This is a genomic window from Streptomyces sp. NEAU-YJ-81 (genome assembly GCF_017592595.1).
Taxonomy (GTDB): Bacteria; Actinomycetota; Actinomycetes; order Streptomycetales; family Streptomycetaceae; genus Streptomyces; species Streptomyces hygroscopicus_B.
Window position 1 is genome coordinate 18,426 of sequence record NZ_JAGFNO010000002.1, and the last position, 20,402, is coordinate 38,827.

Here is a 20,402-nt window from a genome sequence, read left to right on the forward strand (position 1 = left end):
GTGATGTTCAGCTGGGGATGCCGGAGCTGCCGGCCCCCGACTACCCCGCCGAGGTACGCACCCGGCTCGAGGCGGACGCCCGGGAGGTGATCGCCCGCTACCCGGACAGCCGCAGCGCGCTGCTGCCGCTGCTGCATCTGGTGCAGTCCGAGGAGGGCCATGTCACCCGCACCGGCATGCGGTTCTGCGCCGAGGTGCTGGGGCTGACCACCGCCGAGGTCACCGCCGTCGCCACCTTCTACACGATGTACCGGCGCAAGCCCTCCGGCGACTACCAGGTGGGGGTGTGCACCAACACCCTGTGCGCGGTGATGGGCGGCGACGCGATCTTCGAGGAGCTGCAGAGCCACCTGGGCGTGGGCAACGGGGAGACCACCGAGGACGGCAAGGTCACCCTGGAGCACATCGAGTGCAACGCGGCCTGCGACTACGCACCCGTGGTGATGGTCAACTGGGAGTTCTTCGACAACCAGACCGTCGAGTCCGCCAAGGGGCTGGTCGACGATCTGCGGGCGGGCCGGACCGTCGAGCCGACCCGGGGCGCGCCGCTGTGCACCTACAAGGAGACCGCCCGGATCCTGGCCGGCTTCCCCGACGCCCGTCCGGGCGCCGTCGAGGCCGGCGGCTCCGCGGGCCCCGCCTCGCTGGTCGGGCTGCGGCTGGCCAAGGGGGAGGCCGCGCCCGGCCGGGTCGTCTCGCCGAGGTCCGCGGACGCCCCGCAGGACGAGGCGCCGCCGACGCATCCCAGCTCGCATGACGCGCCGCAGCGGACCTCCGCCTCCGATCCGCACCACCCCGCAGGTCCGGTCGCCGAGGAGGGGGAGTGATGACCGTGACAACCGAGATCAATGGGCACAGCCCCGAGAAGCTGCTGGCACCCGTGCTCTCCGCCTTCTGGGACCAGCCGAACTCCTGGGCCCTGCGCACCTATCTGCGGCACGAGGGCTACGAGGGCATGCGCAAAGCCCTCGCCATGGACCCCGACGCGGTGATCGCGCTGGTGAAGGACGCGGGTCTGCGCGGACGCGGCGGCGCCGGCTTCCCCACCGGGATGAAGTGGCAGTTCATTCCGCAGGGCGACGGCAAGCCGCACTATCTCGTCGTCAACGCCGATGAGTCGGAACCGGGCACCTGCAAGGACATCCCCCTTCTCTACGCCAATCCGCACTCGCTCATCGAGGGCATGGTCATCGCCTGTCATGCCATCCGCTCCGAGCACGCCTTCATCTATCTGCGCGGCGAAACCGTCCCCGTGCTGCGGCGGCTGCACGAGGCCGTTCGCGAGGCGTACGAGGCGGGCTACCTCGGTACGGCGGAACGGCGGCGGGACAAGCTCGGGGTGGACGGACTTCCCGGTCTCGACATCACCGTGCACGCGGGCGCCGGCGCGTACATCTGTGGTGAGGAGACCGCGCTGCTGGACTCGTTGGAGGGACGCCGCGGCCAGCCCCGGCTGCGGCCCCCCTTCCCCGCGGTCGCCGGTCTGTACGCGTGCCCCACTGTGGTGAACAACGTCGAATCCATCGCCTCTGTTCCCGCGATCCTCAACAAGGGCAAGGAATGGTTCCGTTCGATGGGCAGCGAGAAGTCCCCGGGCTTCACGCTCTACTCGCTGTCCGGCCATGTGGCCAACCCCGGACAGTTCGAGGGCCCGCTCGGGATCACCCTGCGCCAGTTGCTCGACATGAGCGGCGGGATGCGCCCCGGCCACCGGCTGAAGTTCTGGACCCCGGGCGGCTCGTCCACCCCGCTGCTCACCGAGGAGCACCTGGACGTCCCGCTGGACTACGAGGGCGTGGGCGCGGCCGGGTCGATGCTGGGCACCAAGGCGCTCCAGTGCTTCGACGAGACCACCTGCGTGGTGCGGGCGGTGACCCGCTGGACCGAGTTCTACGCGCATGAGTCCTGCGGCAAGTGCACACCCTGCCGCGAGGGCACGTACTGGCTGGTGCAGCTGTTGCGCGACCTGGAGGCCGGCAAGGGGCGCATGGACGACCTCGACAAGCTGGCCGACATCGCCGACAACATCAACGGCAAGTCCTTCTGCGCCCTCGGCGACGGCGCGGCCAGCCCCATCTTCTCCTCGCTGAAGTACTTCCGCGAGGAGTACGAGCAGCACATCACCGGCGGAGGCTGTCCGTTCGACCCGGCCAAGTCGACCGTCTGGGCCGACGAGCCGCGCTCCACTCACCTGGGGGTGAACGCATGACCGTGACCACCAACGCACCCTCGTCGGGCGGGGAGGCGGCGGTGCCGCGAGAGGATCTGGTCTCCGTCACCATCGACGGGATCGAGATCTCGGTCCCCAAGGGGACGCTGGTCATCCGTGCCGCCGAACTGCTCGGCATCGAGATCCCGCGGTTCTGCGACCATCCGCTCCTCGACCCGGCCGGCGCCTGCCGCCAGTGCATCGTCGAGGTGGAGGGCCAGCGCAAGCCGATGGCCTCCTGCACCATCACCTGCACCGACGGGATGGTCGTCAAGACGCAGCTCACCTCGCCGGTGGCCGAGAAGGCACAGCGCGGGGTGATGGAGCTGCTGCTGATCAACCACCCGCTGGACTGCCCGGTCTGCGACAAGGGCGGTGAATGCCCGCTGCAGAACCAGGCGATGAGCGCCGGACAGGCCGACAGCCGCTTCGAGGGGCAGAAGCGCACCTTCGCCAAGCCGGTCCCGATCTCGTCCCAGGTGCTGCTGGACCGCGAGCGCTGCGTGCTGTGCGCGCGCTGCACCCGCTTCTCCAACCAGGTCGCGGGCGACCCGATGATCGAGCTGCTGGAGCGGGGCGCGCTGCAGCAGGTGGGCACCGGCGAGGGCGACCCGTTCGAGTCGTACTTCTCCGGCAACACCATCCAGATCTGCCCGGTGGGCGCCCTGACCTCGGCGGCGTACCGCTTCCGCTCCCGCCCCTTCGACCTGGTCTCCTCGCCCAGCGTGTGCGAGCACTGCGCGGGCGGCTGCGCGACCCGCACCGACCACCGGCGCGGCAAGGTCATGCGGCGGCTGGCGGCGGACGACCCCGAGGTCAACGAGGAGTGGATCTGCGACAAGGGCCGCTTCGGCTTCCGCTACGCGCAGCTGCCCGAGCGGCTCACCACGCCGCTGGTGCGCGACCGCGAGACGGGGAAGCTGGAGCCGGCGAGCTGGCCCGAGGCGCTGGACGCGGCGGCCGAGGGGCTGGGGATGGCCCGCGGCCGCACCGGCGTGCTCACCGGCGGCCGGCTGACCGTCGAGGACGCGTACGCCTACGCGAAGTTCGCGCGGCTCGCCCTGGACACCAACGACATCGACTTCCGGGCCCGTACGCACAGCGATGAGGAGGCCGACTTCCTGGCCACCCATATCGCGGGCCGGGGCCGTGACCTGGACGGCGGCGGGCTCACCTACGCCACGCTGGAGAAGGCCCCGGCCGTGCTGCTGGTGGGCTTCGAGTCCGAGGAGGAGTCGCCCGGCGTCTTCCTGCGGCTGCGCAAGGCGCACCGCAAGCACGGACAGCGCACCTTCTCGCTGGCCACCCACGCGACCCGGGGCCTGCAGAAGGCGGGAGGCCTCCTGCTGCCGGCCGCCCCCGGCACCGAGCCGGAGTGGCTGGACGCCATCGCGGGCCGCACCGGTCTGGACGAGAGCGGGGAGCGGGCCGCCGAGGCGCTGCGCGAAGAGGGCGCGGTGATCATCGTGGGCGAGCGGCTGGCGTCCGTGACCGGCGGGCTGACCGCCGCCGTACGGGCCGCCGCCGCCACCGGGGCCACACTCGCCTGGATTCCGCGCCGGGCGGGGGAGCGGGGCGCGATCGAGGCGGGCGCCCTTCCCGGGCTGCTGCCCGGCGGCCGTCCGGCCCACGACCCGCGGGCCCGCGAGGAGGTCTCCTCCGTCTGGGGCACCAGCGACCTTCCGCACCAGGTGGGCCGGGACACCGGCCAGATCATCGAGGCCGCGGCGGTCGGCGGGCTCGGCGCGCTGCTCATCGCGGGCGTCGAGGTCGCCGATCTGCCCGATCCGGCGCGGGCGCTGGAGGCCCTGGACGCGGTGGACTTCGTGGTCAGCCTGGAGCAGCGGCCCTCGGAGGTCACCGAACTGGCCGATGTGGTGCTGCCGGTCGCGGCGGTCGTCGAGAAGTCCGGCACCTTCCTCAACTGGGAGGGGCGGGCCCGGCCGTTCGAGGCGGCGCTCAAACCCGACCAGATGACCGGCCGTCATACGCTTTCGGACGCCCGGGTGCTGCACATGCTGGCCGACGCGCTGGACGCGCCCCTGGACCTGCCGGATGTCGAGGCCGTACGCGCCGAGATGACCCGGCTCGGCGCCTGGCAGGGCCCGCGCGCCACCGCCTCGCTGGAGACGGGCGGCCCGCTGCCCCGGCCGGCCGAGGGCGAGGCGGTGCTCGCCGGCCATCGGCTGCTGCTCGACCAGGGCCGGCTGCAGGAGGGCGATCCGGCGCTGGCCGGGACCCGCCACGCGGCCGTGGTCCGTCTGTCGGCCGCCACGGCGGGCGAGGCGGGCGTCGAGGACGGTCAGATCCTGCGCGTCAGCGGCCCGGCCGGCTCGGTCCAACTGCCGCTGAGCATCACTCCGATGCCCGACCGGGTGGTCTGGCTGCCGCTGGCCTCCGTCGGCGGCGGTGTCCACCGCGATCTAGGAGCCCGTCCCGGTGATGTCGTCACGATCACTGCCCCCGCGACGGAGGTGACCCAGTGAGGTATCTCGCCGCAGAGGACCTGTCGATGTTCGGCACCGACCCGTGGTGGCTGGTCCTGATCAAGGCCGTCTTCTGCTTCGCGTTCCTGATGGTGACGGTGCTGATCTCCATCGTCATGGAGCGCAAGGTGGTCGGCTGGATGCAGTTGCGCATCGGGCCCAACCGCCACGGCCCCTGGGGCATGCTGCAGTCCCTCGCGGACGGCGTGAAGCTGATGCTCAAGGAGGACGTGGTCGTCAAGGGCGCGGACAAGGTGGTCTACGTCCTGGCGCCGATCGTCGCGGCCATCCCCGCCTTCATGGCGGTCGCGGTGATGCCGTTCGGCCCCTCGGGCGGCGAGGTCTCGATCTTCGGCCATCGCACCGCGATGCAGCTGACCGATCTGCCGATCGCCGTCCTCTACATCCTCGCCACCGCCTCGGTCGGCATCTACGGCATCGTGCTCGCGGGCTGGTCCTCCGGATCGACGTATCCGCTCCTGGGCGGCCTGCGCTCCTGCGCCCAGATGATCAGCTACGAGATCGCGATGGGGCTCTCCTTCGCGGCGGTCTTCCTCTACTCCGGGTCGATGTCGACCTCGCAGATCGTCGAAGGGCAGCACGACCGCTGGTACGCGGTGCTGCTGCCGGTCTCGTTCCTCATCTACATCGTCTCGATGATCGGTGAGACCAACCGGGCGCCGTTCGACATGCCGGAGTCCGAGGGCGACCTGGTCGGCGGCTTCAACACCGAGTACTCGTCGATCAAGTTCGCGATGTTCATGCTCGCCGAGTACATCAACATGGTCACCGTCTCGATGGTCGCCGTCACCCTCTTCCTCGGCGGCTGGCGGGCGCCCTGGCCGATCAGCACCTTCTGGGAAGGCGCCAACCACGGCTGGTGGCCGATGCTGTGGTTCGTCGGCAAGGTCGTCACCTCGCTGTTCGTCTTCATCTGGGTGCGCGGCACGCTCCCGCGCGTGCGCTACGACCAGTTCATGAAGCTGGGCTGGAAGGTGCTCATCCCGATCTCGATGGTCTGGCTGATGCTGGTCGCCACCGTCCGGGCGCTGCGCAACGAGAACTACGACTACCAGGACATCGTGCTGTACGTGGGCAGCGCGGTGATCGCGCTGCTGCTGCTGTCCTTCGTGGTCGACTTCTTCCGCGACCGTTCGGCGACCGAGGCCGAGGCCGGAGCGGAACAGGGACCGGAGCCCGCCTTCGATCCGATGGCGGGAGGTTTCCCGGTGCCGCCGCTGCCCGGCCAGACCTTGCCGCCCGTGCCCCGCCGACGTCCGCGCACCGAGCGCGAGTTGATTGTCAGTGGTGGCCCCGACACTGCCAGTGACGGAAAGGAGGCCGACGGTGTCTGACTTCCAGAATCCGGTGGCCGGCTTCGGCGTGACCTTCAAGGCCATGTTCAAGAAGCGGCTCACCGAGCAGTACCCAGAGGAGAAGAAGCCCACCGCGCCCCGCTTCCACGGACGCCACCAGCTCAACCGGCATCCGGACGGGCTGGAGAAGTGCATCGGCTGCGAGCTGTGCGCCTGGGCCTGCCCCGCCGACGCGATCTATGTGGAGGGCGCGGACAACACCGACGAGGAGCGCTACTCCCCGGGTGAGCGCTACGGCCGCGTCTATCAGATCAACTATCTGCGCTGCATCCTGTGCGGCCTGTGCGTCGAGGCGTGCCCCACCCGGGCGCTGACCATGACCAATGAGTACGAGCTCGCCGACCGCAGCCGCACCTCGCTCATCTACACCAAGGAAGAGCTGCTCGCGGGCCTCGAGGACGGGATGGTCGACTCCCCGCACGCCATCTACCCCGGCACCGACGAGCAGGACTACTACCGGGGTCTGGTGACCGAGGCCGCGCCCGGCACCTCCCGGCAGGTCGCGGTCAGCAAGGGCGAGACCCCGTCCGACCAGGCCGCGGGGGACGAGGAGTCGCAGGACCGGCAGCAGGGGGTGCAGGCATGAGCGGCACTCTGGCCGCTGCGGCCTCCACCACCTCCACGGGTGAGGCCCTCCAGTTCTGGGTGCTCGGCACCGTCGCCGTGATCGGCGCGCTGTGCACGATCCTGATGCGCAAGGCCGTGCACAGCGCCCTCTGCCTGGCGGGCACCATGATCGTCCTGGCGGTCTTCTACCTCGCCAACGGCGCGTACTTCCTGGGCGTCGTCCAGATCGTCGTCTACACCGGCGCGATCATGATGCTCTTCCTCTTCGTGGTGATGCTGGTCGGTGTCACCGCGGCCGACTCCCTCAAGGAGACCCTGAAGGGCCAGCGCTGGCTCGCCGCCCTGTGCGGGCTCGGCTTCGGCATCCTGCTGTGCGCCGGGATCGGCAATGCCTCGCTGAAGACGTGGAACGGCCTGGGTCAGGCCAACGCCGGCGGCAATGTGGAGGGCCTGGCGGCACTGATCTTCACCAAGTACGTCTTCGCCTTCGAGATCACCGGCGCGCTGCTGATCACCGCGGCGGTCGGCGCGATGGTGCTGACCCACCGCGAGCGCACCGAGCGGGCCCGCACCCAGCGCGAGCAGTCCGAGGCGCGGGTGCGCATCGGGCGGAACGTGCCGCCGCTGCCCGCCCCCGGCGTGTACGCGCGGCACAACGCGGTGGACATCCCCGGTCTGCTGCCCGACGGCACCCCGTCCGAGCTCACCGTCAACGCGACGCTGCGCGGCCGCGGTCAGATCCGGGACGTCTCCAGCGAGGCGCTGGCCGAGCTGGCGGCGCTGGAGCAGCGCTCGCAGCGCTGGCTGGGCCGTAAGGCCAAGGACACCGGCAAGAAGGCCGAGGACGCCGCCGAGCCGGAGAACGGCGAGAACGGCCAGAACGGTGAGAACGCGGCCAGCGCGAACTCGAGGGGAGTCGCCAAGTGAATCCGGTCAACTACCTCTACCTGGCCGCCCTGTTGTTCACCATTGGTGCGGCCGGTGTCGTGATCAGGCGGAACGCGATCGTCCTCTTCATGTGCGTCGAGCTGATGCTGAACGCGTGCAACCTGGCGTTCGTCACCTTCTCCCGGCTGCACGGCAATCTCGACGGCCAGATCATCGCGTTCTTCACGATGGTCGTGGCCGCGGCGGAGGTCGTGGTCGGTCTCGCGATCATCGTGTCCGTCTTCCGCTCCCGCCACTCGGCCTCGGTCGACGACGCCAGCCTGATGAAGCTCTAGAAGGGGTCGCGTTCAAGTGGAGAACCTCATCGGATTGCTTGTCGCGGCGCCGCTTCTCGGCGCTGCCCTGCTGCTGTGCGGGGGGCGGCGGCTGGACGGCAAGGGCCACTACATCGGCACGGTGCTCGCCGCCGCCTCATTCGTGATCGGCGCCGTGCTCTTCGCCGAGATGCTCGGCCGCGGCGAGCACGACCGGGCCCTGCACAGCAAGGTCTTCAGCTGGATCCCGGTGGGCGGCTTCCGGGCGGACGTCGCCTTCCAGCTCGACCAGCTGTCCATGACCTTCGTCCTGCTGATCACCGGTGTGGGCACGCTGATCCACATCTATTCGATCGGCTATATGGAGCACGACGAGCGCCGCCGCCGCTTCTTCGGCTATCTCAACCTCTTCCTCGCGGCCATGCTGCTGCTCGTCCTCGCCGACAACTACCTGCTGCTGTACGTCGGCTGGGAGGGCGTCGGCCTCGCCTCGTACCTGCTGATCGGCTTCTGGCAGCACAAGCCCAGCGCGGCGACGGCGGCGAAGAAGGCGTTCATCGTCAACCGCGTCGGCGATGTGGGCCTGTCGATCGCGATCATGCTGATGTTCACGACCTTCGGGACCTTCACCTTCGCCCCGGTGCTGACGAACGCGGACCACGCGAGCGAGGGCAAGCTCACCGCGATCGGGCTGATGCTGCTGCTCGCCGCCTGCGGTAAGTCGGCCCAGGTGCCGCTGCAGTCCTGGCTCGGGGACGCGATGGAGGGCCCGACTCCGGTCTCGGCCCTGATCCACGCGGCGACGATGGTGACCGCGGGCGTGTATCTGATCACCCGCTCCGGCGCAATCTTCGACAACGCCCCGGACGCCCAGACCGCGGTGGTCACGGTCGGCGCGGTCACGCTCCTCTTCGGTGCGATCGTCGGTTGCGCCAAGGACGACATCAAGAAGGCCCTGGCCGGGTCCACCATGTCGCAGATCGGCTACATGATCCTGGCCGCCGGGCTCGGCCCGATCGGCTATGTCTTCGCGATCATGCACCTGGTGACCCACGGCTTCTTCAAGGCGGGGCTCTTCCTCGGGGCCGGATCGGTCATGCACGCCATGAACGACGAGGTCGACATGCGCAAGTACGGCGGCCTGCGCAAGTACATGCCGATCACCTTCGTCACCTTCGGGCTCGGCTATCTCGCGATCATCGGCTTCCCGGGGCTCTCCGGCTTCTGGTCCAAGGACAAGATCATCGAGGCGGCCTTCGCCAAGGGCGGCACCGAGGGCTGGATCCTCGGCGGCGCGGCCCTGCTGGGCGCGGCCATCACCGCGTACTACATGACGCGGGTGATGCTGCTGACCTTCTTCGGCGAGAAGCGCTGGGTGCCCGACGAGGCCGGCCAGGAGCCGCATCCGCACGAGTCGCCCTCGTCCATGACCATCCCCATGATGGTCCTGGCCGTGGGATCGGTCTTCGCGGGCGGGCTGTTCAGCCTCAACGACTCGTTCCTGAAGTGGCTGGAGCCGGTCACCGGCCACAGCCACGGCGACTCCCCGCTCAGCGCCGCGGCGGTCACCGGCGGGACGATGGTGGTGCTGCTGATCGGTGTCGCGCTCGCCTGGGCGCAGTACGGACGCCGGTCGGTGCCGCGCACCGCCCCCCGCGGCTCCCTGCTCACCCGCGCCGCCCGGCGCGATCTGCTGCAGGACGACTTCAACCATGTCGCGCTCGTCAAACCCGGCCAGTACCTGACCCGCGGTCTGGTCTATGTCGACCACAAGCTGGTCGACGGGGTGGTCAACGGCACCGCGGCCGGAGTCGGCGGACTCTCCGGCCGGCTGCGGAAGCTGCAGAACGGCTACGCCCGAACGTACGCGGTCTCGATGTTCGGCGGTACGGCGGTGCTCATCGCCGCGACCCTGCTGATGAGGGCGGTCTGAGTCATGTCATTTCCCCTGCTGACGGCCACGGCCGTGGTGCCCGCGCTCGGCGCGGTCGTCACCGCCGCCGTGCCCGCCGCCCAGCGCGCCGCCGCCAAGTGGGTGGCGCTGGGCTTCTCCCTGCTCACGCTCGCCCTCGCCGCGGTCGTGCTGGTCCGCTTCGATCCCGGCGGCGCCCACTTCCAGCTCACCGAATCCCATGCCTGGATCAAGGACTTCGGCGTCCGCTACGAACTGGGCGTGGACGGGATCGCGGTCGCGCTGATCGCGCTCACCGCGGTGCTCATCCCCTTCATCATCCTGGCGGGCTGGCATGACGCCGATCCGCTGGAAGGCGCCCGGCCCAACAGCCGCTGGCGGCCGACCCAGGGCTTCTTCGCGCTGATCCTGATGGTCGAGGCGATGGTGGTGATCTCCTTCGAGGCCACCGATGTCTTCCTCTTCTACATCTTCTTCGAGGCCATGCTGATCCCGATGTACTTCCTCATCGGGGGCTTCGGGGACCGGGCCGGGGGCCGCTCCGAGGAGGAGACGGCCACTCAGCGCTCGTACGCCGCGGTGAAGTTCCTGCTCTACAACCTGGCGGGCGGGCTGATCATGCTGGCCGCGGTGGTCGGTCTGTATGCGGTCACCGCCGATCAGCTCGGCACCGGCACCTTCTCGCTGCAGGAGATCGTCCAGGCGCGGGCGGGCGGCCATCTGGACATGGCGTCCAGCACCGAGCGGCTGCTGTTCCTCGGCTTCTTCTTCGCCTTCGCGGTGAAGGCGCCGCTGTGGCCGCTGCACACTTGGCTGCCCAACGCGATGGGGGAGGCCACCGCCCCGGTCGCCGTGCTGATCACCGCGGTCGTCGACAAGGTCGGCACCTTCGCGATGCTCCGCTTCTGCCTCCAGCTCTTCCCGGAGGCCAGCAAGTGGGCCACCCCGGCGATCATGATCCTGGCGCTCATCAGCATCATCTACGGGGCGCTGCTGGCGATCGGCCAGCGGGACATCAAGCGGCTGATCGCCTATGCCTCGATCTCCCACTTCGGCTTCATCATCCTGGGCATCTTCGCGATGACCACCCAGGGCCAGGGCGGCGCCACGCTCTACATGGTCAACCACGGCGTCTCCACGGCCGCGCTGATGCTGGTGGCCGGATTCCTGATCACCCGGCGCGGTTCGCGGCTCATCGAGGACTACGGCGGTGTGCAGAAGGTCGCCCCGGTGCTCGCCGGCACCTTCCTGATCGGCGGGCTCGCCACCCTCTCGCTGCCCGGACTTGCGCCGTTCATCAGCGAATTCCTGGTCCTGGTCGGCACGTTCAGCCGCTACCCGGTGTTCGGCGTGATCGCGACCGTCGGAATAGTGCTGGCGGCGCTCTACGTCCTGATCCTCTACCAACGCACCATGACCGGTCCGGTGAAGGCCGAGGTGCGCTCCATGCCCGATCTGCGGGTGCGTGAGCTGGTCGTCGTGGCCCCGCTCATCGCGCTGCTGGTCTTCCTCGGCGTCTATCCGAAGCCGCTGGCCGACATCGTCAACCCGGCGGTCGACCACACGATGTCCGTGGTGGACAAGAAGGATCCCAGGCCCGATCACCCCGTCACCGACGCGGGCTGGTTCAACTACAGCCCGAAGTCCGACGGTGCTTCCCACGACGGTGCTTCCGGAGGTGCCAAGTGACCCACGCGGCCACTGTCCACAGCCTGTGGACAACAGCGGCGGCGGCGCCCGACAAGATCCCGTCGCCCGATATCGAGTACGGCCAGCTGTCGCCCACGCTGATCGTGCTCGGTGCCGCGATCGTCGGCGTCCTGATCGAGGCGCTCCTGCCGCGCCGCCAGCGGTACGTCGCGCAGGTGTTCGTCTCCGTCGTCGCCCTCGCCGCAGCCTTCGCCGCCGTCATCGGCCTCGCCGCCGGGGACTACGGCACCAGCAAGGCCCACGTCGCGGCCATGGGCGCGATCGCGGTCGACGGACCGGCGCTCTTCCTGCAGGGGACCATTCTCCTGGTGGCGCTGGTGGCGGTGTTCACCTTCGCCGAGCGGCGGCTGGATCCGCTGGTGCACGGCAACCGCGTCGACTCCTTCGCGGCGCAGGCCGCCGCCGTGCCCGGCGGCGACGCGGAAAAGGCCGCCGTCAAGGCGGGCTTCACCACCACCGAGGTCTTTCCGCTGGTCCTCTTCGCGGTCGGCGGCATGCTGGTCTTCCCGTCCGCCAACGATCTGCTGACGCTCTTCGTGGCGCTGGAGGTCTTCTCCCTGCCGCTGTACGTGCTGTGCGCCCTCGCCCGGCGGCATCGCGCGCTGTCGCAGGAAGCCGCCGTCAAGTACTTCCTGCTGGGCGCCTTCTCCTCGGCGTTCCTGCTCTTCGGCATCGCCCTGCTGTACGGCTACGCGGGCACGGTCACCTACTCCGGGATCGCGGACGTCGTCGACGGCCAGGTCAGGAACGTCACCCCGGCCCTCGCCGGGACCATGGGCAATGACGCGCTGCTGCTGATCGGCGGGGCGATGGTGCTGATGGGGCTGCTGTTCAAGATCGGCGCCGTGCCGTTCCACATGTGGACTCCCGACGTCTACCAGGGCGCCCCGACCCCGGTGACCGGCTTCATGGCGGCGGCCACCAAGGTCGCGGCCTTCGGCGCGCTGCTGCGGCTGCTGTATGTCGTGCTGCCGGGGCTGCGCTGGGACTGGCGGCCGGTGATGTGGGGCGTCGCCATCGTCACCATGCTGGGCGGTGCGATCGTGGCCGTCACCCAGACCGATGTGAAGCGGCTGCTGGCGTACTCGTCGATCGCCCACGCCGGGTTCATCCTGGCCGGTGTCATCGCCACCACGCCCGACGGCGTCTCCTCCGTCCTCTTCTACCTCGCCGCGTACTCCTTCGTGACCCTCGGCGCCTTCGCGGTGGTCACGCTGGTGCGGGACGCGGGCGGCGAGGCCACCCACCTGTCCAAGTGGGCCGGGCTCGGCCGCCGTTCGCCCCTGGTGGCCGCGGTCTTCGCGGTCTTCCTGCTGGCCTTCGCCGGTATCCCGCTGACCAGCGGCTTCGCCGGGAAGTTCGCGGTCTTCAAGGCGGCGGCCGACGGTGGGGCGGGCGCGCTGGTCGTGGTTGGTGTGATCTCCTCGGCGATCGCCGCGTTCTTCTACATCCGGGTGATCGTGCTGATGTTCTTCAGCGAGCCGCGCACGGACGGCCCGTCCGTGGCCGTGCCCAGCCCGCTGACCTCGTCGGCCATCGCGATCGGCGTGGCGGTCACGCTGGTCCTGGGCGTCGCCCCGCAGTACTTCCTGGATCTGGCGAGCCAGGCGGGGGTCTTCGTCCGATAGCCCTCCCTCACCCCGACCCAGGGCACTCAGCGCCCCGAACCCCGGCCGGGCGCGGACACCACGACGGTGCCCGCGCCCGGCCGGAGCAATTCCCCACCCTGCCCCTTCCCGAACCCAGGGGCGGCGCCCCTGGACCCCGCCCTGGCAGGGACACAATTCCAGCCCCTCCGGCGATTGAGGAGCGGGGTCCGGGGCGGAGCCCCGGCGGGGGCTGGGGGCGCAGCCCCCTGGTTCGGGAAGGGGCGGGGTGGGGGCGAGCCCGTCGCAGGCGCCGACGCTAAGCCGTCGCCTTGGCCGCGTACGCGCGGACATCCGCGTCCGGGTCGGACCGAACCGAGGACAGCGCTTCCCGCGCCGCCCCCACCTCCCGCTCCGCCAGCGGCAGCAACGCCAGCACCGCCGCCTTCCGCACATCGGCATGCGCGTCGGCCAAGGCCCGCGCCAGCGCCGGGACGCCAAGCTGCGGTGCGGCAGCGGACAGCGCCGTCGCCGCCCCCTTGCGCACCTGCCAAGCGGAGTCGCCCAGCGCCGCCACCGCCTCGGCGTCCAGCGGCGCGGGACACCCCGCCGAGGCCAGGGCCTCCAGGGCGGCGGCCCGTACGAGGGCGTCCGGGTCCCGCAGCAGCGGCGTGAGCAGCCGCCGGGCGTCCGCCGCCCGGCCGCCGGGGGCCAGGGTGCCCAGCGCCCCCGCCGTCGCCACCCGCACCTCTCGCGACGCGTCCGCGGCTCCCGGCTCCAGCGCGGTGAGCGCGTCCACCGACACCAGCCCCCGTACGGCCTGGATACGGACCCCGATCGCCGCGTCCGTCAGCGCCCGGGCGAACAGTTCCGAGTCGCCGAGGCCCAGCGCGCGCAGGACGTCCAGCGCCGCCGCCCGTACCACCGGATCGGCCACATCCAGCCCGTGGACCAGGGGTTCACGCAAAGCGGCGTCCGGGGGCAGTACCTCGACCAGCTCCCGCAGCGAGGCCGCGGCATCGGCGCGTACGCCGCCGTCCGTATCGGCCAGGGCCGCCGCGAGGGCCGGGCCCGTGCCCGGTGGTGCGGTCTCGGTCAGGGTGGCGACGGCGGCCCGGCGCACCGCGGGGTCGGGGTCGGCCAGATAGGGCTGGAGAGCGGGGAGTTCCGGCTGCTCCTCGGCGAGGGCGAGCAGTTCGAGGATGCGCGGGGAGGCGGCGGAGACGGCCGAGCGGGCGGCCGGGGCGTCCGTGCCCTCCTTACGGTCTTCATCCAACCGTCCCGCCCCCGCCCGCGGAGCGCTTTCGCGCGGCCCCGCCGTGGCCACCTGCTCCGGCCGCACTTCGCCGAGCGGGCGGGACGGCCCACCCGTGGGCGCGTACTCCGCCACCGGGACGAGATACGGCTCGACCGGACGCGCGGTGAACTCCATCGCCCCCGCCGCCGACTTGCGCAGATCCAGATGGTGCAGCCAGCCCTCGTCGTCGCGCAGCGGATGGTCCGTGCGCTCGTGATAGAGCCCCCACCGGCTCTCCGTCCTGGCCAGCGAGGAACGCGCGGCCATCTCCGCGCAGTCGCGGATGAAGGTCACCTCGGCGCAGCGCATCAGCTCATGGGGCGTACCGGCGCCCATCGTGGCGATGTCCCCGCGCATCCGCTCGAACGCCTCGATCGCGAGCGACAGCCTGGCGCCGCTCTTGGGCGGGGCCACATAGTCGTTGACCAGGCGCCGGAGCTTGTACTCGACCTGCGGCTGCGGCGGCCCCTCGGGGTTCCGCAGCGGGGCGTAGATCAGCTCATGCGCGTCGGCGAGCTGGTCCGGGGGCAGTTCGCCCTGGTACGCCTTGTATCGGGCGGCGTCCGCGCCCGCCAGGTCGCCGAAGACAAAGGCACCGATCATGTAGTTGTGCGGTACGCAGGCCAGGTCACCGGCCGCGTACAGTCCCGGGACGGTGGTCCGGGCGTGAGCGTCGACCCGTACCCCCGAGGCCGAGTGGCCGCCGCACAGCCCGATCTCGGAGATGTGCATCTCCACGTCATGAGTGCGGTAGTCATGGCCGCGCCCCGCGTGGAAGGTGGCGCGGGTGGGGCGTTCGGTGGAGTGCAGGATGGACTCCAGCGCGGCCACCGACTCCTCCGGCAGATGGCTGAGCTTGAGGTAGACCGGGCCGCGCTCGCTCGCCACCTCCGCCGCGAACTCCGACATCATCTGCCCCGACCAGTAGTCGGAGTCGACGAACCGCTCACCGTGCCGGTTGACCTGGTAGCCGCCGAAGGGATTGGCGACATAGGCGCAGGCCGGGCCGTTGTAGTCCTTGATCAGCGGATTGATCTGGAAGCATTCGATCCCGGTCAGCTCGGCCCCGGCGTGATACGCCATGGCGTAGCCGTCGCCCGCGTTGGTGGGGTTCTCGTACGTCCCGTAGAGATAGCCGCTCGCGGGCAGGCCGAGCCGGCCGCAGGCGCCGGTGGCCAGGATCACCGCACCGGCGCGTACGGTCACGAAGCGGCCGGTGCGGGTGTGGAATCCGGCGGCGCCGACGGCCCGGCCGCCGGCGGTGAGGACCCGGACCGGCATCACCCGGTTCTCGATGCGGATCCGCTCGCGCATCTCACGCCGCCGCAACTGCCGGTACAGGACCTTCTTGACGTCCTTGCCCTCGGGCATCGGCAGGACGTACGAGCCGGAGCGGTGCACCTGGCGGACCGCGTACTGGCCGTGCTCGTCCTTCTCGAACTTCACGCCGTACCGCTCCAGCCGCTGGACCATGGCGAAGCCGCGGGTCGCGGTCTGGCGGACGGTGGACTGGTCGACGATGCCGTCGTTGGCGCGGGTGATCTCGGCGACGTAGTCATCGGGTTCGGCCCGGCCGGGGATGACGGCGTTGTTGACGCCGTCCATGCCCATGGCGAGCGCGCCCGAGTGGCGGACATGCGCCTTTTCGAGGAGGAGGACGGAGGAGCCGTGCTCGGCGGCGGTGAGCGCCGCCATGGTGCCGGCCGTGCCGCCGCCGATGACGAGGACGTCGCAGGACAGCTCCTCGGCCGCGTCGAGGGCGGGGATCTCCATGGGCGCGGCGGTCTCCCTGTGCTCCCTGTCTTCCCTGTGCTCCCTTGTGTTCACGGAGTTGGGCCTTTCGCATACCGAGGGATTCGAGTCACATGCCGAGGGATTCGAGGACCTGACGCCGCAGTGCGACGGTCGCCGCCGCGTCATGGGCGGCGCGCTCGCGCGGATGCGGGATGTCCAGCACCCGGCCGCCGCCCTCCGCGCCGCCCAGCAGCGCCACCCGGTCGCCGAGGAACAGCGCCTCGTCCACGTCGTGGGTGACGAAGACGACGGTGGCGCGGGTGCCCTCCAGCACCTCGACCAGCAGCCGCTGCATCCCGGCGCGGGTCTGTGCGTCGAGGGCGCCGAACGGCTCGTCCATGAGGACGGCGCGTGGCGCGCCGACGAGCGCCCGGGCGAGCTGGGCCCGCTGCCGCTGGCCGCCCGAGACCCGGTGCGGAAGCCGCCCGGTGTGCTCGGCGAGCCCGACGCGCTCCAGCCAGCCCGCGGCCCGTTCGCGGCGCGCCGTGCGCGGTACGCCCCTTATGGCGAGCGGGAGTTCGACGTTGGCGCGCAGGGTGCGCCAGGGCAGCAGCGCGTCCTCCTGGAAGATCAGCGCCCGGTCGGCATCCGGCCGGGTGATTGGCGTGCCGTCCTGGGTGACCCGCCCGCCGAGCGCCGGCAGCAGCCCGGTGAGCGTGCGCAGCAGGGTGGATTTGCCGCATCCGGACGGGCCGACGACCGTAAGGATGTCACCGGGCGCGACCTCCAGATCGAGACCCTGGAGGACGGGTGCGCCGGGGCGGCCGAGGGCGGCGTCCTCCAGGCGCAGCCGTACACCCGGTGGGGCGGCCTCGGCGGTCGGCGGGGCCGGGGTGGTGGTGACGTCGGATGTGCTCACGGGGCGGCTGCCTCCTTGCGCGAGGGCGCCGGCCGGCCGGTGGTCTCCGTACGGGGCAGCCATCGGGTCAGCCGCCGCCCGGCCAGCTCGACCGCCGTGGAGGTGAGCCAGCCGAGCACGCCGATCGTGGTCATGCCGACGAAGACGCCCGGGTAGTCGACGATCGTGTAGTCCTGCCAGGTGCGGTAGCCGACCCCGTAGGCGCCGGAGATCATCTCGGCGGAGATCACACAGATCCATGAGACGCCGATGCCGACGGAGAGCCCGCCGAGGATGCCGGGCAGCGCCCCCGGCAGGACGACGGAGACCAGAACGCGCCCGCGCCCGCCGCCCATGGTCAGCACCGCCTCCTCCCATACGGGGGCCAGCGCGCGGACCGCGTGCCGGGTGCTCACCATGACCGGGAAGAAGGCGGCGGTGAAGGTGATGAAGACGATCCCCTGCTCATTGCTGGGGAACATCAGGATCGCCACGGGCACCAGCGCGATGGCCGGGATCGGACGGCACACCTCGAGGACGGGGCCGAGCAGATCGGAGACGAGAGGGGAGCGGGCGATGGCGGTGCCGACCGCCACGCCCAGGACGGCGGCGAGTGCGAAACCGGTGAGGATGCGGGTGAGGGAGTCGGTGAGGTCCTGCCAGTAGGCGCCGGTGCCGAGACGGTCGGCGAACTCCCGGACCACATCGGTGGCGGAGGGGAACTGTGCGAAACGCAGCCACAGATTGATGTCGAGGGTGGTGAGCAGCTGCCACAGGCCGAGGGCGGCCAGCAACGAACCGGTGCGCAGGGCATAGCGGACCCAGGGACGGCGCCGCAGCGGCCGGGGCGCGGTGGCGGCCCGGGCTCCGGGGGCTCCCGGGGCCGGGCGGGTCCTCACGGGCGAGGCGGGCGCGCTCATCGGGCTGCCGCCAGTGCCGCGGGGTAGCTGATCGTGCGGGCGCCGGGGTGGGCGGCGACCCAGGTACGGGCGTTGTCCGGGGTGACGAAGGCCCGCAGATCGCGGCCGTTGCGGACCCAGATCGCCCGGTCCGCGAACCACCGGGTGCCGGTGGTCGCGTCGGGCACGTAGGCGGCCCGGACGCGGTCGCGGTGGCTTCCGGCGAAGCGCAGCAGTTCGGCGGGGGTCGCGAAGGTGCGGAGCCGGACCTCGCCCTTGAGCCAGAGCTGGTTCGGCGAGGCGGGCGGGGTGGCGCGCAGCGCCTTCGCATAGGCGCCGGCGCTTCCGTACGCCCGTTTGAGATAGCGGTCGTCGACAAAGGACGGCACATCGACTGGGCCCACCAGTTTGGCGGCGCGCAGCACCGGGACGTCCTTCTCGAGCGCCGCGGTCAGCCGTGGCTTGAGGGTGGGGTCGAAGGTCGCGATGCCCCCGGTGCCGTTGTAGAGATAGACCACTTCGGGCGGCAGCCCGGTCGCGGTGGCGACCTTACGGGTGGCGTCGAGAGGGTGTGCGCGCAGATAGCGGGTGGCGTCGATCTGGGCGGCGAGGAACGCCTGGACGACGGCCGGGCGCTGCTCGGCGAACGCCTTGCGCGTGGTGACCCCGTGGAAGGTGGGGAGGTTCAGCCGGGCGCCGTCGTACAGCGCCTTGGCCTTGCCCTGGAAGGCGAGCAGCCCCGGCCAGGCCACGAACTGCGAGAGGGCGTCCGCGCTGCCCGCTTCGAGGGCCGAGGCCCCCACGGCGGGCTGCTGGTTGAGCTTGTGGATACCGTCCTCGGGGTCGATGCCCGCCTGTTGGAGAGCCCGTACGAGCGTGCCGTCCGCGGCGGAGCCGACGCTGGTGGAGACGTTCTTGCCGCGCAGCCCGGACAGGGCGCGCAGCTTGGAGCCGGGTGCGGTGAGGACCGTATTGAGGCCGCCGCGCAGGTTGTAGCCGGTGACGGAGACGAGCCGGGTCGGTGCGTTCAGCTGGGTGCCGCGCCCGGAATTGATCAGGAGCGGGAAGTCGCCCATCGAGCCGATGTCGACCTTACCGGCGATCATCTGGGCGGTGATGGGCGCTCCGGTGGCGTAGTCCTCCCACTTCACCTTGTACGTATGGCCGTCGCGGCGGCCGAGGGCGCGCAGCTCGCGTTCGAAGGAGCCGAGCGAGCGCAGCAGGGTGCCCGCGGTCACGGTGTTGATGGTCTTGGACTGGTAGCCGACGGTGACGGTCACGGTCTTGCCGCCCGCTTCCGCGTTCCCGCCGCAGCCCGTGAGGGACAGCAGCAGGGCGCCGGCGGCGAGGGCCGACGGAAGGGTCGTGCGCTGCATCGAGGGGCCTTTCACCTCAGGAGATAGGGCATGTTGACCGTGACCGCGCCGGTGGGACAGCGGGCGGCGCACGGGCCGCAGTACCAGCACTCGTCGACGTGCATGTACGCCTTACCGCTGTCGGGGTGGATCGCGAGGGAGTCGAGGGGGCACATGTCCACGCACAGGGTGCAGCCGTCGATGCACTTGGACTCGTCGATCGTCACGGGCACATCGGCACGTTGGGGCGCCAGAGGCATGGCTGTCTCCAGAAAGGGCGTGAAGGGGCGAAAGGTGGTTGCGGGGGAACGGTCGTCGCGGGGGAGGTGGTAGGGGAGGGCTCAGGCGGCGCGGCGCAACTGGCCGCTCATGGTGATCCGGTCGCCGCGGAACCGGATGAACTCCAGGTCCACCGGGCGTCCATCGCACAGATGGGTGAGCCGCTCCAGCATCAGGACCGCCGCACCGCGCGGGGCCTGCAGAACGGCGGCCGAGTGGGCGTCGGCGTTGACGGCCTCGATGGTGATCTCGGCGGTGCCCAGGGCCTGTCCGGTGATCTTCTCGACCAGCCGGAAGACATCGGTGTTCTCCAGGTCGGCGCCGATCAGGTCGGCGCCGATGTCCATCGGGAGGTAGGTGAGGTCGAGGGAGAGCGGGAGTCCGCCGAGCCTGCGCAGCCGCTCGACGTAGAGGACATCGGTACGGGCGGGGACGCGCAGCCGGTCGGCGACGCAGGCGGGCGCGGGGACGGGGCCGACGGTGCGCACCTCATTGGTGACCCGGCCGTGTTCATGAAGGGTCTCGGCCAGGCCCATCAGCCGGTCGAGGCCGTGCGGGTACTTCTCGGCGACGACGACCGTGCCCACCCCGGGCTGCCGCTCCACCAGGCGCTCGGCGCGCAGCAGGTCGAGCGCCTGGCGCACGGTGTTGCGGGAGGCACCGTAGTCCTGGCCGAGCGCGTCCTCCAGGGGGAGAACGCCTCCGGGGAAGCCACCGGTGAGGACCTGGTGGCGGAGGAGATCGGCGAGTTGCCGTGCCCGGTCGGCGCGGAGCCGCCGGCGGCGCGCGGCGGCGACCGGCGGGGCGTGCTCGCGGGGGCGTTCGGCTGGCATCGGCCGGCTCCGGGGTTTGCTGGTCGGCGGGGTCGTACGGGGACCATACCGACGGGGCC

The 20,402-nt window shown here is 71.0% G+C and carries 16 protein-coding genes; 10 read left to right on the forward strand and 6 right to left on the reverse strand.

Annotation, left to right across the window (positions count from 1 at the left end; all coding sequences use genetic code 11):
• The first annotated feature begins 17 nt into the window (after positions 1-17).
• Genes nuoE through nuoN form a run of 10 tightly spaced genes read left to right on the forward strand, consistent with a single transcriptional unit; the run spans position 18 to position 13,090 of the window.
• Positions 18-827 carry an NADH-quinone oxidoreductase subunit NuoE gene (gene nuoE, locus J5X86_RS05585; RefSeq protein ID WP_208516114.1) on the forward strand — a complete coding sequence of 270 codons (810 nt, stop codon included), beginning with the start codon at positions 18-20 and terminating at the stop codon, positions 825-827.
• Positions 827-2,209: an NADH-quinone oxidoreductase subunit NuoF gene (gene nuoF, locus J5X86_RS05590; RefSeq protein WP_059145045.1), complete on the forward strand. Its 1,383-nt coding sequence runs from the start codon at positions 827-829 to the stop codon at positions 2,207-2,209. Before nuoE ends, nuoF begins: the two co-directional genes overlap by 1 nt.
• Complete coding sequence (locus tag J5X86_RS05595; protein WP_208515703.1) at positions 2,206-4,695, forward strand: NADH-quinone oxidoreductase subunit G; 2,490 nt, start codon at positions 2,206-2,208, stop codon at positions 4,693-4,695. Before nuoF ends, J5X86_RS05595 begins: the two co-directional genes overlap by 4 nt.
• A 26-nt stretch (positions 4,696-4,721) precedes the next feature.
• Positions 4,722-6,050 carry an NADH-quinone oxidoreductase subunit NuoH gene (gene nuoH, locus J5X86_RS05600; protein WP_208516115.1) on the forward strand — a complete coding sequence of 443 codons (1,329 nt, stop codon included), beginning with the start codon at positions 4,722-4,724 and terminating at the stop codon, positions 6,048-6,050.
• Positions 6,043-6,657: an NADH-quinone oxidoreductase subunit NuoI gene (gene nuoI / locus J5X86_RS05605; RefSeq protein ID WP_208515704.1), complete on the forward strand. Its 615-nt coding sequence runs from the start codon at positions 6,043-6,045 to the stop codon at positions 6,655-6,657. The genes nuoH and nuoI overlap by 8 nt, the downstream gene beginning before the upstream one ends.
• Positions 6,654-7,565 carry an NADH-quinone oxidoreductase subunit J gene (locus tag J5X86_RS05610; RefSeq protein WP_208515705.1) on the forward strand — a complete coding sequence of 304 codons (912 nt, stop codon included), beginning with the start codon at positions 6,654-6,656 and terminating at the stop codon, positions 7,563-7,565. Before nuoI ends, J5X86_RS05610 begins: the two co-directional genes overlap by 4 nt.
• Positions 7,562-7,861, forward strand: a complete 300-nt coding sequence (nuoK, locus tag J5X86_RS05615; protein WP_014054072.1) for an NADH-quinone oxidoreductase subunit NuoK — start codon at positions 7,562-7,564, stop codon at positions 7,859-7,861. The genes J5X86_RS05610 and nuoK overlap by 4 nt, the downstream gene beginning before the upstream one ends.
• 16 nt (positions 7,862-7,877) lie before the next feature.
• Complete coding sequence (nuoL, locus tag J5X86_RS05620) at positions 7,878-9,773, forward strand: NADH-quinone oxidoreductase subunit L (protein ID WP_208515706.1); 1,896 nt, start codon at positions 7,878-7,880, stop codon at positions 9,771-9,773.
• Positions 9,774-9,776: 3 nt separating this feature from the next.
• Positions 9,777-11,441 (forward strand): NADH-quinone oxidoreductase subunit M, encoded by a 1,665-nt coding sequence (locus tag J5X86_RS05625; RefSeq protein WP_208515707.1) that lies wholly within the window; start codon positions 9,777-9,779, stop codon positions 11,439-11,441.
• A complete protein-coding gene (nuoN, locus tag J5X86_RS05630; protein ID WP_208515708.1) occupies positions 11,438-13,090 on the forward strand; it encodes an NADH-quinone oxidoreductase subunit NuoN in 1,653 nt (550 codons plus the stop codon). The genes J5X86_RS05625 and nuoN overlap by 4 nt, the downstream gene beginning before the upstream one ends.
• Before the next feature lie 277 nt (positions 13,091-13,367).
• Here nuoN and J5X86_RS05635 read toward each other — a convergent pair whose 3' ends face one another.
• The 6 genes from J5X86_RS05635 to J5X86_RS05660 form a co-directional block, all read right to left on the reverse strand.
• Positions 13,368-16,118 carry a fumarate reductase/succinate dehydrogenase flavoprotein subunit gene (locus J5X86_RS05635; RefSeq protein ID WP_208515709.1) on the reverse strand — a complete coding sequence of 917 codons (2,751 nt, stop codon included), beginning with the start codon at positions 16,116-16,118 and terminating at the stop codon, positions 13,368-13,370.
• Positions 16,119-16,206: 88 nt separating this feature from the next.
• Positions 16,207-16,998, reverse strand: a complete 792-nt coding sequence (locus J5X86_RS05640; RefSeq protein ID WP_208515710.1) for an ABC transporter ATP-binding protein — start codon at positions 16,996-16,998, stop codon at positions 16,207-16,209.
• Positions 16,995-17,897, reverse strand: a complete 903-nt coding sequence (locus J5X86_RS05645; protein WP_243979609.1) for an ABC transporter permease — start codon at positions 17,895-17,897, stop codon at positions 16,995-16,997. The genes J5X86_RS05640 and J5X86_RS05645 overlap by 4 nt, the downstream gene beginning before the upstream one ends.
• Positions 17,894-19,252, reverse strand: coding sequence for an ABC transporter substrate-binding protein (locus J5X86_RS05650; RefSeq protein WP_208515711.1), 1,359 nt, complete (start codon positions 19,250-19,252; stop codon positions 17,894-17,896). The genes J5X86_RS05645 and J5X86_RS05650 overlap by 4 nt, the downstream gene beginning before the upstream one ends.
• A gap of 11 nt (positions 19,253-19,263) precedes the next feature.
• Positions 19,264-19,491, reverse strand: a complete 228-nt coding sequence (locus J5X86_RS05655) for a ferredoxin family protein (RefSeq protein ID WP_014054080.1) — start codon at positions 19,489-19,491, stop codon at positions 19,264-19,266.
• An 81-nt stretch (positions 19,492-19,572) separates the two neighbouring features.
• Positions 19,573-20,343 carry a GntR family transcriptional regulator gene (locus J5X86_RS05660; protein ID WP_208515712.1) on the reverse strand — a complete coding sequence of 257 codons (771 nt, stop codon included), beginning with the start codon at positions 20,341-20,343 and terminating at the stop codon, positions 19,573-19,575.
• Positions 20,344-20,402 lie beyond the last annotated feature (59 nt).

Excerpts from the sequence above, each read along its gene's own strand:
- nuoE (WP_208516114.1), top strand. The coding sequence starts at position 18 with ATGCCGGAGCTGCCGGCCCCCGACTACCCCGCCGAGGTACGCACCCGG.
- nuoF (WP_059145045.1), top strand. The coding sequence starts at position 827 with ATGACCGTGACAACCGAGATCAATGGGCACAGCCCCGAGAAGCTGCTG.
- J5X86_RS05595 (WP_208515703.1), top strand. The coding sequence starts at position 2,206 with ATGACCGTGACCACCAACGCACCCTCGTCGGGCGGGGAGGCGGCGGTG.
- nuoH (WP_208516115.1), top strand. The coding sequence starts at position 4,722 with ATGTTCGGCACCGACCCGTGGTGGCTGGTCCTGATCAAGGCCGTCTTC.
- J5X86_RS05610 (WP_208515705.1), top strand. The coding sequence starts at position 6,654 with ATGAGCGGCACTCTGGCCGCTGCGGCCTCCACCACCTCCACGGGTGAG.
- J5X86_RS05625 (WP_208515707.1), top strand. The coding sequence starts at position 9,777 with ATGTCATTTCCCCTGCTGACGGCCACGGCCGTGGTGCCCGCGCTCGGC.
- J5X86_RS05635 (WP_208515709.1), bottom strand. The coding sequence starts at position 16,118 with ATGGAGATCCCCGCCCTCGACGCGGCCGAGGAGCTGTCCTGCGACGTC.
- J5X86_RS05645 (WP_243979609.1), bottom strand. The coding sequence starts at position 17,897 with ATGAGCGCGCCCGCCTCGCCCGTGAGGACCCGCCCGGCCCCGGGAGCC.
- J5X86_RS05650 (WP_208515711.1), bottom strand. The coding sequence starts at position 19,252 with ATGCAGCGCACGACCCTTCCGTCGGCCCTCGCCGCCGGCGCCCTGCTG.
- J5X86_RS05655 (WP_014054080.1), bottom strand. The coding sequence starts at position 19,491 with ATGCCTCTGGCGCCCCAACGTGCCGATGTGCCCGTGACGATCGACGAG.
- J5X86_RS05660 (WP_208515712.1), bottom strand. The coding sequence starts at position 20,343 with ATGCCAGCCGAACGCCCCCGCGAGCACGCCCCGCCGGTCGCCGCCGCG.